14 protein-coding genes are annotated in these 15,456 nt (G+C 42.3%); all 14 read right to left on the bottom strand.

Going from position 1 to position 15,456, the window contains the following annotated elements:
* Positions 1–28: 28 nt before the first annotated feature.
* Complete coding sequence (gene recA / locus F9856_RS06040; protein WP_172063701.1) at positions 29–1,180, bottom strand: recombinase RecA; 1,152 nt, start codon at positions 1,178–1,180, stop codon at positions 29–31.
* Between the two features lie 51 nt (positions 1,181–1,231).
* The gene (locus F9856_RS06035) at positions 1,232–2,413 is read right to left on the bottom strand and encodes a competence/damage-inducible protein A (RefSeq protein ID WP_105156831.1); all 1,182 of its coding nucleotides are present in this window, start codon (positions 2,411–2,413) and stop codon (positions 1,232–1,234) included.
* 36 nt (positions 2,414–2,449) lie between these two features.
* Complete coding sequence (locus F9856_RS06030; RefSeq protein ID WP_202106053.1) at positions 2,450–3,019, bottom strand: DNA-3-methyladenine glycosylase I; 570 nt, start codon at positions 3,017–3,019, stop codon at positions 2,450–2,452.
* Between the two features lie 252 nt (positions 3,020–3,271).
* Complete coding sequence (gene ruvA, locus F9856_RS06025; protein ID WP_105100574.1) at positions 3,272–3,862, bottom strand: Holliday junction branch migration protein RuvA; 591 nt, start codon at positions 3,860–3,862, stop codon at positions 3,272–3,274.
* Between the two features lie 76 nt (positions 3,863–3,938).
* Positions 3,939–4,586 (bottom strand): CPBP family intramembrane glutamic endopeptidase, encoded by a 648-nt coding sequence (locus tag F9856_RS06020; RefSeq protein WP_172048526.1) that lies wholly within the window; start codon positions 4,584–4,586, stop codon positions 3,939–3,941.
* A gap of 14 nt (positions 4,587–4,600) precedes the next feature.
* Positions 4,601–4,966 carry a helix-turn-helix domain-containing protein gene (locus tag F9856_RS06015; protein ID WP_024399282.1) on the bottom strand — a complete coding sequence of 122 codons (366 nt, stop codon included), beginning with the start codon at positions 4,964–4,966 and terminating at the stop codon, positions 4,601–4,603.
* A 73-nt stretch (positions 4,967–5,039) separates the two neighbouring features.
* Entirely contained in the window at positions 5,040–6,977 is a 1,938-nt protein-coding gene (gene mutL / locus F9856_RS06010; protein WP_202106052.1) for a DNA mismatch repair endonuclease MutL, read from the bottom strand.
* A gap of 117 nt (positions 6,978–7,094) precedes the next feature.
* Positions 7,095–8,618 carry a quinol oxidase gene (locus F9856_RS06005; RefSeq protein ID WP_202106051.1) on the bottom strand — a complete coding sequence of 508 codons (1,524 nt, stop codon included), beginning with the start codon at positions 8,616–8,618 and terminating at the stop codon, positions 7,095–7,097.
* A gap of 190 nt (positions 8,619–8,808) precedes the next feature.
* Positions 8,809–10,029, bottom strand: coding sequence for a bifunctional folylpolyglutamate synthase/dihydrofolate synthase (locus F9856_RS06000; protein WP_419248126.1), 1,221 nt, complete (start codon positions 10,027–10,029; stop codon positions 8,809–8,811).
* Positions 10,030–10,595: 566 nt separating this feature from the next.
* Complete coding sequence (locus F9856_RS05995) at positions 10,596–11,498, bottom strand: helix-turn-helix domain-containing protein (protein WP_024399278.1); 903 nt, start codon at positions 11,496–11,498, stop codon at positions 10,596–10,598.
* Positions 11,499–11,601: 103 nt separating this feature from the next.
* Positions 11,602–12,225 carry an HAD-IA family hydrolase gene (locus F9856_RS05990; RefSeq protein ID WP_202106049.1) on the bottom strand — a complete coding sequence of 208 codons (624 nt, stop codon included), beginning with the start codon at positions 12,223–12,225 and terminating at the stop codon, positions 11,602–11,604.
* A gap of 1 nt (position 12,226) precedes the next feature.
* A complete protein-coding gene (locus F9856_RS05985; RefSeq protein WP_202106048.1) occupies positions 12,227–12,973 on the bottom strand; it encodes a GNAT family N-acetyltransferase in 747 nt (248 codons plus the stop codon).
* Positions 12,973–13,971, bottom strand: coding sequence for a Holliday junction branch migration DNA helicase RuvB (gene ruvB, locus F9856_RS05980; protein WP_202106047.1), 999 nt, complete (start codon positions 13,969–13,971; stop codon positions 12,973–12,975). The genes F9856_RS05985 and ruvB overlap by 1 nt, the downstream gene beginning before the upstream one ends.
* Before the next feature lie 193 nt (positions 13,972–14,164).
* Complete coding sequence (locus F9856_RS05975; RefSeq protein WP_202106046.1) at positions 14,165–15,433, bottom strand: MerR family transcriptional regulator; 1,269 nt, start codon at positions 15,431–15,433, stop codon at positions 14,165–14,167.
* Positions 15,434–15,456 lie beyond the last annotated feature (23 nt).

Below are 15,456 nucleotides of genomic sequence, written 5' to 3'. Positions count from 1 at the left end.
AGTTTGGTCTCCCCAAACTTTTTCGCTTTTATTCTTCTAATTCAATGCCGCCATCCAAGTCTAAAATAACATCTTGGACTTCTTCAGTTGCAACAGGGGGTTCCTCTGTCACGACTTCTGGTGCTTCCTCACCTTCAATCAATCCATAATGAACACGTATCTTACGGTCAATTTCATCAAAGATTGCTGGATTATCTGCTAAGAATTTCTTAGCATTTTCAGAACCTTGACCAATTTTTTCTCCATTATATGAATACCAAGCACCTGCTTTTTGGATGATGCCGAGGTTGCTACCAATCTCAATCAATTCACCTGTGCGAGAAATTCCTTCACCGTACATGATTTCAACAACAACCTCTTTAAACGGTGGAGCCACCTTGTTCTTCACGATTTTCACCTTGGTTTCCTTACCAACATTTTGGTCTTTCTTGTCGCCTGTTCCTTTGATTTGTGTATTTCCACGAACATCCATACGGACAGATGCATAGAATTTAAGCGCACGACCACCAGGTGTTGTTTCGGGGTTACCAAACATGACACCGACTTTTTCACGTAATTGGTTGATGAAAATAGCTACTGTCTTAGTTTTGTTGATAGATGCTCCGAGTTTGCGCATGGCCTGACTCATCATACGAGCCTGCAAACCAACATGACTATCACCAATATCGCCATCGATTTCTGCACGTGGTACAAGGGCTGCAACCGAGTCAACAACAACCAAGTCAACCGCACCAGAGTCGATCAGCTTACCTGCAATTTCAAGACCTTGTTCCCCTGAGTCTGGCTGTGACAAGAGTAACTCATCAATATTGACACCAAGAGCTGCTGCATAGGCTGGATCCAAGGCATGTTCTGCATCGATAAAGGCAGCAATACCGCCATCTTTTTGGGCTTGAGCTACTGCATGAAGGGCAACAGTTGTCTTACCTGAGCTCTCTGGACCATAAATCTCAATGATACGACCTTTCGGATAGCCACCTGCTCCAAGCGCAATGTCGATTGACAAACTACCTGAACTCATGACTTGAACTTTTTGCTCAGCACGCTCACCAAGACGCATGACAGCGCCCTTACCAAAATCTTTTTCAATTGATTTTAGGGCATCATCCAACGCTTTTTTACGCTCATCGCCAAATTTCTTTGTAATATCTTCTAATTTTTTTCCTGGTTTCTTAGCCAATGATTTTCTCCTCTTTTCTTAGTCAAACTATTATAGCAAATATCTGCTATTTCACAAAGTGTTTCGTACAAAATCCCAGGCCTGCAGACAAGCAAGCTGGCGAAGGTATTGCCACGAATAACCACCTAAATCTATCTCTTTTTGGGAAATACCCGAGGTCGTAGCCAAAGTGAGGTATACTTTTGCAAGTACGTTGTCCTCTGTTGATTCCGGTTTGATAAACACAGACACAGCCAAACCTAAATCAGCTTGCAGCTCCTGCCGAATGCAGTCAGCTTCCTCTGATAGCCTGCCCGATTCTGTCCCTAGCTGACCGATGACTTTTCCTCCGCTAAAATAAGGCTGGTCAGCCAAAGCCAAACTCAATTCAGCTTGCAAGAGACCACCTGTCCCCTGTTCGACGATAGCAATGGTTTGTCTTTTCTCCGCCAAACGAGTCGCTACCGTTTTGACCAAACTATTGTCCTCTCCGTAGGCATAGAAATAGTCTGCCAGTTTGTCATGTTGTAAGATTTCTTCTTCCAACTGATTCAAACGTAGATTTGCTTCTTCTTGGCTGGTCGCTTTGGTGGACAAGCGTAAAGTCACCTCTCCAACTTTTGCATAAGGAGCAAGAGTTGGATCTGTCTGCTTGTCGATCAAGTCCGCCAAAACAGTCACCAACTGGCTTTCGCCAATTCCAAAAAAGCGTAGGACACGCGAATAAAGTTGCTGCTGAGATTGGGACAGTAAAGGTAAGAGACTCTCAGAAAACATGGCCTTGAGCTCACTTGGTGGGCCAGGCAAAACAATATAGGTTACACCATCTTGCTCAATCATACCACCAACAGCTAAACCAGCTGGATTCTGTAGCGCCTGACTTCCCTCCACAATCTGTGCCTGACGTTCATTATTTGGTGTACGGACACGACCTGGGCGACTGGCAAAGAAACGGTCTAATTTTGCCATAGCCAACTCATCAAACACAAGATTTCTACCTAAAAAGGTCGCCAAGGTCTGCTTGGTCAAGTCATCTTCTGTTGGACCAAGTCCTCCACAGAGAATGACCAGCTCACTACGCTTGCTGGCTATCTCCAGTACAGACAAAAGCCTGTTTTCATTATCTCCAACAGCTGTGTGGAAATAAACATCAATTCCCAGCTCTGCACATTTCTCCGAAAGGAACTGAGCATTGGTATTAATGATTTGACCTGTCAAAATCTCGGTTCCGACGGCGATTAGTTCTGCTTTCATATTCCTCCTCTGTCTAAGGTGCGATTGCTCGCTCATCTAATTAGTTCGTAATTTCTTTCCAATCTCGCAAGTTTCTTCATGTTCATTCAACAGACCTGAAGCCTGCAAATAGGAGTAAATACAGACAGGCCCTACAAACTTGAAACCTCGTTTCTTCAAATCTTTTGAAATCCGCTCAGACAAGTCGTTCTTGGTCGGCAATTCTCGGAAGGACTTGACAGGGTTGTCGATAGATGTAAAGTTAACCCATTCCCAAAGATACGTATCAAACGTACCGAATTCCTCCTGTACTCGAAGAAAGGCCTGAGCATTGGCGCGGGTAGCGTACAGCTTTGCCTTATGACGAATGATGTTGGGATTGGCAAGAAGACCGTCTAACTCGCTATCTGTCATGGCCGCAACCTTTTGAATATCATAGTTGAAAAAAGCAGAGCGAAAAGCCTGGCGTTTATTGAGAACAATTTCCCAGGAAAGTCCTGCTTGGTAGGATTCCAAACAAAGCAACTCAAAAAGAGCCTGCTCATCGTGAAGTGGCTTGCCCCATTCTTCATCATGGTAAGCAATATAAAGTGGATTATTTAGATTAACCCAAGCACAACGGGACATAGAAACTCCTTTTCGTGAATAACTAAAGTGCGAATCAGGATAAACAGACTGAAACACGACTACGATACTTTGCAAAATTGTCAAACTGAATCCTAAATATCACCGAATAACGCAGTTGACATCTGGCAAAAGGCTTCGTCAAAACTCGCCTTTTACCTAGTTGTCATTGCGGAGGTCTCACAACGAAATTTCTAGCAAAATTTCTGTTCGGCCGTCTATTTTCTCTTTATCCTTTACGTCCTTTGTATCTTATTACTTCATCAGCATTTTAAGGGCTGATTTGATGTAGTTTTCTGCGGTGTCGTTGGTGCCGTCGAAGAATTTCTTGATTTTCTTGAGTTCGGCTGGACGGTAACCAAGGGCTTCCATGGCTTCCATGGCTTCTTCGAGGGCGATATTTTCACTGGATGGTGCTACTTGTTGAACAGGACCCGCTTCTTCGCTCATGACAAACTTGCCTTCCAGGTCCAAAATCATCTGCTGGGCTGTTTTCTTGCCAACCTTTGGAAACTTGGTCAGGTAGGTAATGTTTTTCTGCTCAATAGCACGCACCAGACCGTCATTGTCATCAACAGCAATAATAGCCAGAGCCGTTGTTGGACCAATACCTGATACTGAAATCAGACTCAGAAAGACAGATTTTTCATTTTCTGTAGCAAATCCGTAGAGCAAATGAGTATCTTCACGAATCACCTGATGAGTATAGACAGTCACTTCTTGCTGGACTTGTCCTGAATAGGCGTAGGGGTTAGCAACCTGCAAGATATAGCCTACTCCTTGCGTTTCTACCACAATATATTTTGCAGTTATTTTTGTTAAAATTCCTTTAATATAGTCGTACATATTTTTTCCTAATCAATATTAATTTAGTCCCATTATTGTATCATAAAAGCCTCGCTATTGATAGCGAAGCCGTGTTTCAGTATCCGACGGAGAGGTTTCCTACACAATGAACGAGCATCGGATAACAAAGATTGCCTGTTCTGTGATAGAGATAACCCAAGTAAATACCCGAACAAATCTGGGGAATCGTGTTGATAATTTCTGAACTATCCAAAGATTTAGCATGCCCTAAGCCAAAAATGAAACCTTGCAAGACAATAGCAAACCATGGATTTAAAACATTTTTCAGACTATCCTGTAAAAATTTTCGATAAAAAAGTTCTTCAACAATCGGACCGATGATCCCCACTATCAGCAAAAAGATTGGAAGTGGGACGATTTGGCTTATCTTATTAACTGCTGTGACATTACCTATACCTTCTGAGATATGGAATGATTTCACTATCAAGTATTGGAGAAAACTTCCTCCATACATGACCAAAAAATCTGCAAGATAAAACAAAGGGAATTGATAAAGCAGTTTCCAGCTCCACATTTTTCCAAAATCAGTCCAAAGCAACTTTCTATAGTGGTATATGCCGAGTGCAAATAGCAAGACAAAACTAGCAAGCTGGTAATAAAGACTATAGGTCGGGCTAAGACCTAAATAACGGTGAAATTTGATCAGCAGATTAAGCAAACAAAGAACAATAAATGCAATAAATAGTCTATCCTTTCGGACCATACGATGACCTCGCTTTATAAAGATTTGGTTAACATGAGTTCTTGGATAAGGAAGCCGATGAGGAAAAAAACGATAAGGAAAGGAAGCAAGAGAGTGGCGTTACCACCAACAAAGATACCCAGACTGAATAGGATTAAGAGAAAGAGGTAGTTTATCCAAACTCGTCTTTTCTTCTCCTTAACTTGTAGGCCGATTAGCTGGTCAAAAGACAGGTGATAACGGCGGGCAATGTTGACTAAACTGGCACTATCTGGTAGAGTGCGACCTTTTTCCCAGTTCAAGACTGTTTGCCGTGACACTCCGATTGCTTTTGCCAAGGTTTCTTGCGATTCCTGTCGTTTTGTTCGCTCCATGTGAATGAGCTGTCCAAGATTGGTCATGTTTCCTCCTTTACTTTACAAGCTGGCAGTAAAAATAGCTAGTCCAAATGCTTTTACAGGGGTGTTAAAATCCTTAATACTTGCCCAACTCTCGCAAACTCGTGTGATTTTCTTGAATGCGACGGAACATTTTTTCCATATCCGATTTGCTAAAATGTACTAAGACTGGACGACCGTGCGGGCAGTTATAGGGATTTTGGCAGTAAGACAATTGTCTCAGTAAATCACGCGCCGAATAATCATCCAAAGCATGATTGGCCTTGATCGACCGTTTACAAGACATCATGATAGCCAGTTCTGCCCGATACTGCTTGATTGACACCTGATCCGTCAAGAGCAACATGTCGCACATCTCATAAATGCCAGACTCAATCTCCTCTTCCTTCATCCAAATAGGATGTTCACGCAGAATAAATTGATTAGCTCCATATTCTTCCAAGTTGACACCAACTTGACGAAGGGCATCCATTTTGTGGACGAGGTCAAGGGCATCATTCTGCGGAAATTCAAAAATATAGGGCACCAATAACTGTTGAGCTGAATTGTCAACCTGTCCAATTTTCTCACGGTAGTATTCGTATTTGACCCTCTCCTGTGCGGCGTGTTGGTCAATGATGTACAAGCCTGTTTTCCCTTGTGCAAAGAGATAAGTGCCGTGCATCTGTCCAAAATATTCTAATTCTGGAAAGGTTGAGGTTTCTTCTTGGTCTAGTTTGTCTGCTAATTTAGCCAACTCTTTAGCACTCAAGTTAGGGTGTTCTGGGTCTGCACTTTCAGCTGTCTGGCGTTCTGCAAATTGGACAGACTTGACCGCATTTTCCTCGGGTGCTTCTTGAGGAGCCTGTTTGTCTTCCTCCAAGGGTTTGATCTCCTCGGCGACCACTTCTGGTTTTAAGAAGAAGTCTTGCTTAATCGTATCATAATAGATTTTTGGCTCTCTGAGTGGTAAGGTGCCTTGCTCTGCTTTTACTTTTGGTCGAGTACTTGACTGAGCTAAATTCTCAAGAGCATCTGGTATCAAGTCCTGCTCTTTAAGCGCTTGACTAATCGCCTCTCGAATCAAGGTCATGAGTTCTTTTTCCTTGGAGATGCGAACTTCCTGCTTGGTCGGATGCACATTGACATCAGCAAGATAGGGGTCAATTTCTATAGAAATGACTGCCAATGGAAAGCGTCCAACCATCAACTTACTGCCGTAACCTTCCAAAATCGCTCGATTCAGCAAAAAATTCTTGATATAGCGACCGTTGATGAAAATGGAAATGTAGTTGCGGTTGGCACGAGTCAACTCTGGCAAGGAAACATAACCTGAAATCTGAAAATCCAGATCTTCTGCCTCAATTTCAACCATTTTTTTGGCAGAAGCAATCCCATAAATCCCTGAAATTGCCTGACGAAGTTTCCCTGTCCCTGCAGTTCTAATTAATTCTCGTCCTTCGTTTACTAAGGCAAAGGCTATTTCCGGATGAGCTAGACTCAATCGATTTACAACATCAACAATATGTGATAATTCAGCCTGTTGACTGCGAACGTATTTGAGACGAGCAGGGGTATTGTAAAATAAATCCGAAACAGTAATCTGTGTGCCAACTGGACGACTAACTGGCTCCTCTTTCTCGATGACACCACCTTTGGCCTCCAAATGAAGTCCGTGTGCAGAGTCTGCCGTAGCTGTCTCAATGATCATATGACTGACAGAAGCAATGGAAGGCAGAGCTTCTCCACGAAAACCTAGGGTGCGAATACGAAACAAATCCGATTGATTTTTTATCTTACTAGTAGCGTGACGGCGGAGGGCAAGCGCTACTTCATCAGGGGCAATCCCCTCACCGTTATCCGTAATTTGAATCATTTTAAGGCCAGCCTCTTCAACACTAATTTCAATCTGACTAGCCCCTGCGTCAATGGAATTTTCCACCAACTCCTTAACCACACTGGCTGGTCGCTCAATGACCTCACCAGCCGCGATCTGGTTGGCTAGTATTTCTGGTAGTTCAATAATATGTGACATCATTTCTCCTACATTTCTTTAATAATTTTTCCCGAATGCTTATTTTTCCATTATACCACATATCCACTTTCCCTCCTTTTCCCAGATAGGCTAAAGAAAAAATGACTGCCTGAGCAATCATTCATTCTTTTGATAAATCGTAAAGTAATCCGTTGTCTGAACAGACTGGTACTGTGATTCTAAATTTGTCTTGATTTCATCTAGAATTGGCAAAGTCTTATTGACGACTACAAATTTTGCCTCATTTTTATTGATGTCATACATCAAGCTATTTTTATTGTCGTCAGTATTCAGATAGGGTTCTGCTGTAGTAATCGTTGTGGCAGATAAACGTTGACTTGAAAGATAGATGCTTGCGCTATTATCCCAAACATAAATCTTATCCGAATCTTTTGTTTGTTCACCAATGTAATTGGCAACTTGTTCACGGTCAGTTCTCAAATCTCCCTGTACCAAATAAAGATAAGCAGGTTGAGCGATAATACCCAAGCAAATAGCTAATGGAAGAAAGAATTGACGACGCAAATACCCACGATAATCTTCTACATCCTCATCACGCAGGTAAACGACTGACATCGCAAAACCATACGGTAAAAGAAGAATGAGTTGGCTCCATTGAAAGTTTGCATTCCCAATAATAAAGACACATTGAACTAAGAAAGTCAATAATAGGAGAACTTTTATATAAGTATGTCTTCCTTGTTTGAAAGAAAACACCATTTGGATGAAACTTTTAAAGAATCCAGATAAGAGTAAAAATACAGACACTATCGCCAAGGCTAAATATAGATAGGAATGGTGAAAGTCTAACTGTAAGTTATAAAGGAAAGTTTGTTGAATAGCTGTCCCCAGAATCTGCGCCTCAAAAGCATAATAACCTACCGCATATAGAATCAGAAGAAAACCAAAAATGGTCGCTAATAATTGATAGATTCCTCGAGTAACTTGGCGGTGTTGGATATTAAAAATAAATAAAACTAGACCCGCAACTAACCAAAGGATCAGACTTTTTGGGTAAATTAAAAATACCAATGCCGCATCGATTCCGTAGAGGATAAACGCCTCATCACGCACTGCATTTTCAAAATAGCGGACCAGAAACCACACACTAGTCAAAAGAAACGGAAGAGCAAACATTTCTGCATACATCCCTCCAAAACCAAGTGCAAAAATAAATATATAGAACCAATGACTAGAACTTGTCGCTAGGTGTTCTGACTGACTAAAATAAGCTACAATCTTATAGAAATAGATTCCCGCTATCAGTAACGCTATAAACTGGAGGATTCCAAAGATAATGAAAGTTCCTCCCAGATGACCTAAGAAAGCAAGTAAGTAGAATAATAACCCGCTTGTACCAAAGAAATCACCATAAGGGATTTGTCCATTTGCCATTGCCATCCCTGCATATAAATTTTGAGTTTGTATATTGGTTGCAAATGGCATTAGCAGTGGATTGGCTACGCTAAAAACACTTAAAACTAAGCTCCAAACAAGAGCTGGCCAATACTTTGTCTTTAATACTCTTTCATGAAATTCACCATTCAGTTGCACTTGCTGTCTGCGTGATGCTCTACGACTACGCCGATAAGTTTCCTCAGGATGAGTAACTACGTCCGAAACTACATCTAATTCTGTCATTTTCTTCTCCTTGGATTTGCTTTCCTTATTATATCAAAAAGCACTCCCGATGTCATTTCCTATCGGGAGTTCTGGAAATTTTTGCAAACTGCTCTAATTGACGGAAGGTATGGCGTTTGGTTTTTTCAAATTCCTTTAAAAAGGCTACTTTTTCTGCATGTGTCATACCTATTTATTCGCAAAATGATAGTTATTTTTTAAACATCCGACGAACTTCTGAGATAAAGTAGAGAGAGCCTGTGACAATCAAAATCCCTTGCTTGCTAGATTGCCAGTCTTCTATAAACTGCTGATAATTCTCAACATAATCTCGTCCTTGTCGGTTTTCCTCAGACAAGGCACCATCATAAGCAAAGCTGGTTAATACAAGGGCAGTATGTGGTAATTTTTCTTCCAATAATTCCAGCATTTCTTGAAAATCCTTACGCCGAAGAGCTGAAAAGAGAATGGTAACAGGCTCTTCTTGTTCCTGAATAAATTCAATCAAGCGTTCGATAGCTGGGACATTATGGGCTCCGTCCAAATAGATTGTTGGCTCTTGAGCAACCAATTCCAAACGACCCGGCCAGCTGGTTTGGGCAAGGGCTTGTTGAATCAACTGAGGTTGAATGTCTTTTTGGATACTAGTCATATAGAGTAGAAAAGTTTGTAGGGCTACAGCCGCATTCTCTTCTTGGTGATGACCAGCCAAACCCAGAACCAATTCTGACAGGTCTATGTCCGGATTGCTGAACTGTCCTGCTTTATAGGTGAATTCCTGACCAAATTGGTAGAGTGGAGCTTGTTTTTCAAGGGCAATTTGGCGACAGATGGCTGTGGTTTCTGGACAAAGTGGTCCAAGGACGACAGGCACGCTTTCCTTGATAATCCCTGCTTTCTGCTCTGCTATTTCCCTTAAAGTCGAGCCTAGTAAATCCTGATGGTCCATGCCGATGGAGGTGATGACGCTGAGAGCCGGTGCCACGACGTTAGTCGTATCCAAAAGTCCTCCGATGCCCACCTCTACTAGTGCCACATCGGGTTGTTGAGCTTCGAAATAGAGGAACATAATGAGCACCATGACCTCAAAATAGCGAAAAGGTTCATAACGAGTGGCGACTTCCTGCTCCAAGTCGTAGACTTTCTGTAAATAGTGCTGAAAATCATGGTCTGAAATGGGCTGGCTGTCAATACAAATCCTGTCGTGCACACTCACCATGTGGGGGGATACAAAACTTCCAACACGCAAGCCATGTACCTGAAAGAGCTGGCGCATGAAGGCAATGGTCGATCCCTTTCCATTGGTTCCAGCAACATGAATGACCGGAACTGCAAACTGGGGATTCCCTAGCAGTTCTAGGGCATACTCAATCTTTTCCATCTTGTAATGAAACACCTGACCTTGTTTGGTGTTTAACCAATTTTCTAACACAACCACCTCCTACATACTGTCTATGTATAACAAAAAAAGCCTAACATATGTTGGCTTTTTGAACAAGGTGAATGTTAAAAATTCCACCAGCTTGTTGAGAAATCTCCAAATGGAAAAACTTTTGTAAGAATTGTAATCATTGCTCTATCTCCTTCATTTGATAAAACTATTTTACAATCTTAGTAAATTTTCCAACAGGACAAAAATGTCACATAACAGACCGTCTTGCTACCAATCTATTTCTAATTCTAACAATTTAAATATGGATTACCTAACCACCCCATAGCATCCTCAGTCCTCTCCATCTTGTAATGAAACACCTGACCTTGTTTGGTGTTTAACCAATTTTCTAACACAACCACCTCCTACATACTGTCTATGTATAACAAAAAAAGCCTAACATATGTTGGCTTTTTGAACAAGGTGAATGTTAAAAATTCCACCAGCTTGTTGAGAAATCTCCAAATGGAAAAACTTTTGTAAGAATTGTAATCATTGCTCTATCTCCTTCATTTGATAAAACTATTTTACAATCTTAGTAAATTTTCCAACAGGACAAAAATGTCCTATAATTGACTATCTTTTCTCCACTCTTCTTCTAATTTAGCCGTTAGGTGGGCATTACCAATTATTCTTGCAAAAAGAAGTGCTTCTTCATATAAGGCAGTTGCAGCATCTTTATCTTTATTTATTAACAACTCATATTTCCACTTAAGCAGATTAAGAATAGGTTTCTTTTGAAAATCTTGGGTCTTCTGCATTATCTTATCAAGTGCTTCAAAGAGTGTAGGAATATAGCTAAATTCTTCCTTTTGTCCCAAAAGTCCAACAGAAGTTATCATCACATCCCTTAAAATAAACAAATCCCCAGATTCAACTAATTCTACTTGGCTTGGTAACTTTTCCACCAAGTCTAAAAAGTGCTGAAAATCACTACTCTGTTTAACTTCCATTCTCAAATTGATTAAATAGAGCTGGATTATCAACAAATCGTTGGCTGAAAATTGGGGTTTTCTTTGGATTTGTTCAAAATAATCTTCTAGAATATCTTGACCAAATTCTGCTGTCTTCGTTTCAAATACATCAATAATGGATTGAATGGCATCAATCGCTATTTTCTCCTCCTCAGGCAAGTCGTCGTAATAATCATCATAGATTTCCGTCATCATATCTGCCCGTTTTCCCATCAATTCCTCATTTTCATAAGTCGGTGTACGAAGTACATCAAACTTCAGTTTGGAATATCGTTCAGGTAGCGACACATAATCAGGCATAAGCTCATAGAGCCCCATGCCTAAGCGGGTTGCGATATACTGGATTTTTGAAAAAGTCGGCTTAGAAGTACCTGCTTCGATACGGGTTAGTTGGCGGACGGAGAGCTCAAGTTCGTCATCGCAAAACTGTTCACGTGTCAGACTAGCGGTTTCTCGAAGTTGACGTACACGTTGTCCAAATTCCTTATCGTTCATAAAATACCTCCAAATATTCTTTTGTATATTATAGCAAAATTATCACTCAATTTCCATACTTTTTCTGTTTTTAAATAAAAAACAAACGGTTTTACGTTTGTTTTTATTTGTATTCATCAGTTAACATTTGTTTTATGTCCAATAAAGAAACAATCTTCCAATTCTTCTCCACACCATCAATTTGCAGGTTGATGCTTTGAATCCCTGCGTTGATAGCTGTTTCTACATCAAGCAAACGGTCACCGATATAGTAGGTATTTTCTTTGTTCAGTTCGTATTTTTCGATGAGAAATAGCAGAGCTTCTGGACTTGGTTTGCGGGCAAAACCAGAATCGCTTGTCAAGATTTCTGTGAAATGTTGACGGACACCCAAATCCTCCAAAACCTGAAAAGCATTGTCACTCTTGTGTGTATAAACGAAATTTTGAATTCCTTTCTCTGCTGTCCAGTCCAGAATTTCACGCGCACCAGCCATCAAGGGAATCTGCGTATTCTTCTCCTTCAAGGACGTCGCACGCACACGATTGAGCTCATCACTCTCCAGCCCGTACTTGTCCGCATCACGCACCAGCAAATCCTTGACAGAATAGCGAAGAATAAACTTTCTTACTTCTTCACGGTCAAAAGGAAGGCCAAACTGCTCATAGGTTTCCTGTATACCAGCCAAAATCGCTTCATAGGAATCCAAAAGCGTTCCGTCCAAATCCCAAATAAATGTCGGTGTCATCTTATCTCCATTCGTAAGCCTGATAGGGTCTGTCCAGTTGGTAGCCCAGCTTTTCAGCTAGTTTCAAGGATATCAAGGTGTGGGCATCCCAGCTTGGATAGAGTCCACGGTCTAAACAAGCTAAAATTAACTGAGCCGCACAGGCTTTTGCCAAACCCAGACCTCGATAGTCTTCCCTGGTATCCACTTCTATCTCAATCCCAGCTGAATAGCTGGCATAGGACGAAGCCCCTGAGACCACCTGCCCCTTGTGCAAGATGACATAGCCCAGCCCCAAGTCCAAAAATTGTTCCACATCTACATAATTGCCCACCAAATCCCGTGACCATTCCTCTACCAGACAAGCCTCATACAGATTACGGTCAATCAGTTTCATATCAAAGCTTTCAGGCAAGTCATCAACCAGTTTCTGTAAATGCCCAAGGTCAAACTCAGTTTCCTTTTTCGTAGCGTATCGAGTAAAAAAACGAACTCCTTCTCCGTAAGCTTCTTCCATCAAGTCTGACCAGGCTTGGTTTTGGGGGACTAGTATAATATCCTTTCCCTCGCACATTTTTAGCAAGTCTCGATGTGGCTGGCCAGCTAAAAAAACAAAGAAGCTCTGCCGTCCATAGAGAGCTAGGGCTGACTGGGGCAACTGGCTGTCATCAACATAAATGTATCCCATGACACCTTCTAAACAGGTCCAGATAATCGTCTCAGGCCAGTCTCCAAATAAACGAGCTACTCGTCTCATCTGCTCTGCCATTATTTTTCCGTATAGGGATAACCCAGGTGCTCATAGGCCTTGGCTGTCGCAACCCGCCCCGTCCGTGTCCGCATGAGGAAGCCCTGCTGAATCAGGTAAGGCTCATACATATCCTCCACCGTTTCACGCTCTTCAGCGATATTGACCGATAGAGTGTTGAGGCCGACAGGACCGCCACCGTACATTTCAATCATGGTACGGAGAATCTTCTGGTCCACATAGTCCAGCCCCTCTCGGTCCACATCCAGCATGGTTAGTGCCTTGTCTGTAATGGTGTCGTCAATCAGGCCATCGCCCATGATCTGTGCGAAATCCCGCACCCGCTTGAGCAGACGGTTGGCGATACGGGGAGTTCCACGAGACCGACGAGCCAGCTCAATAGCAGCTTCATGAGTAATCTCCATATCAAAGATATCCGCCGTACGCTCGACAATCTCCGTCAAATCAGCCAATTCATAATACTCCATATGACCGGTAATACCAAAACGGGCCCGCAGAGGATTGGACAGCATGCCTGCACGAGTGGTCGCTCCAATCAGGGTAAAAGGTGGCAACTCCAAATGCACGGAGCGGCTGGCCTCCCCTGCCCCAATCATGATGTCGATGTAGAAATCCTCCATAGCAGAGTAGAGAATTTCTTCGACCGCCATGGGCATACGGTGGATCTCGTCAATAAAGAGGACATCGCCAGGCTCCAAATCATTGAGAAGGGCTACCAAGTCACCTGCTTTTTCAATAACAGGACCACTGGTCTGCTTGATATTAACGCCCAGTTCGTTGGCAATGACAAAGGCCATGGTGGTTTTACCTAAACCTGGAGGACCAAAAAGAAGCGTATGGTCCAAGGCTTCATCACGGAGCTTGGCTGCCTCGATAAAGATTTTGAGCTGGTCCTTGACCTTGTCCTGACCGATGTATTCGTTTAATTTCTGCGGACGCAGGGTACGCTCAACATACTCCTCATCCTGCATTTTTTCCATATCTAAAATTCTAGTCATGGGACTATTATAGCACAAAATGAAAATACCAGACTCAATGAGTCCAGTATTCTCAGGAGATTATATGATACCTAGCTCTTGTCGCTTGCGACTTAGAGCTAGGGACACCTTTAGGTGAAAAGTATTTCTGCTATTTCTAGCTTGGATATAGTATAACTCGCCAAGCTTAAGGGAAACTAAAACAGAATTCATTTTATTTATTTTCCACTATTCGCAAAAATCGCTCTAGGTAGTGCGAATCTAAATCGTTGTACTGACTGCCTTCTGTTGAACTTTCTTTGGGAATTTCCAGATTCATCAACTGCCAATCAAACTCCTCTAACTCGATATAGGTATCGTCAGGGATCAAGTTCTGATTAACAGCTGGTTGCATAAACACAATCTTTTTCCCATCCAGTTGAATTTGATAGCTAAATTCCCCTTGCCTTTCAGCCCTGTTCACTGTCACTAGCTTGTTCCCAAAGCCTGTCCAGACAGACTTGACATCGCTGTAAAGATATTCCTTGGACGGAGCCAGCAGATTGATGTCGATAATCTGATCTTTGGTCACCGCTGCTGTGGTAGAAATCAGCAGAGCGGTCAATAGGATACAACCGCCTGCCAGACCCAAGCCGTATTTCCAAGATAACTTCACCAGCCTCGCCAGTTTTCCCAAAAGAAAAATGAGAAAAGCCATGATAAAAAATATAGCAACCTCGCCCAGACCAGTCGAATACTCATAGAAGAGCCAATCGCTTGGTAGGAAAAATCTTTCGGTCAACCAGCCGACAAGGACAAAGTAGGCAATCCCACCTACGAGGGAGATAAGACCAATCGGAATCCACCAGGCCTGACTACGATTCTTCTGACGAACCTTGTCTCGATATTTCCACCAGGTTACGAGGTAGTCTCGCCAGATAAGCGTTATCCAAGCGGTTGCTAACAAGGAAACCACTGCTAGTAGGAAAAGATTTTCCTGACGACCCTCTTGGATTCGAATAAACAGCCAGAGGATCGGACCTGATAACATCAAGGTCTGCAAGAGAGTCATCCAAATACTTGGCAGCAAGGCATCTTCTAAATCTTGTTTGAAGTCTTGAAATTCACCGCTTTCCACAAAAGCAATGGATTCCTGTGCTTCTTCCAACCAATCCTCTTTCTTACCCAAATCCCTGACCACCTGGTCCAACAAATCAACCTTGTCTGCCAATTCTTCTGCTTGCTGGTTAATTCCCTGCTTTTTCTCACGCAAGGCTGACTGCAAGTCCTCCTCTGGCAAGGCTAGGAGGTTCGTAATCTCTGCTAGGGAAAACTCAAAATAGCGGAGCAACTTGATCAAGCGAAGCTGCCGCACATTGTCCTCTGAATAATCACGGTAATCGTTGAGCGGATTTCTCGCCACTTCAATCAAGCCCTTTTCTTCATACAGCCGAATCGCCTTAGTTGACAAGCCTGTCAACTTCTCCACATCTTTGACCTGCATAAGCAACCTCCATCTGTTTTGAT

The organism is Streptococcus suis, assembly GCF_016743335.1.
Taxonomy (GTDB): Bacteria; Bacillota; Bacilli; order Lactobacillales; family Streptococcaceae; genus Streptococcus; species Streptococcus suis_Y.
The sequence above is the reverse complement of the archived record's forward strand: the minus strand, read 5'-3'. Positions and strand labels throughout refer to the sequence as shown.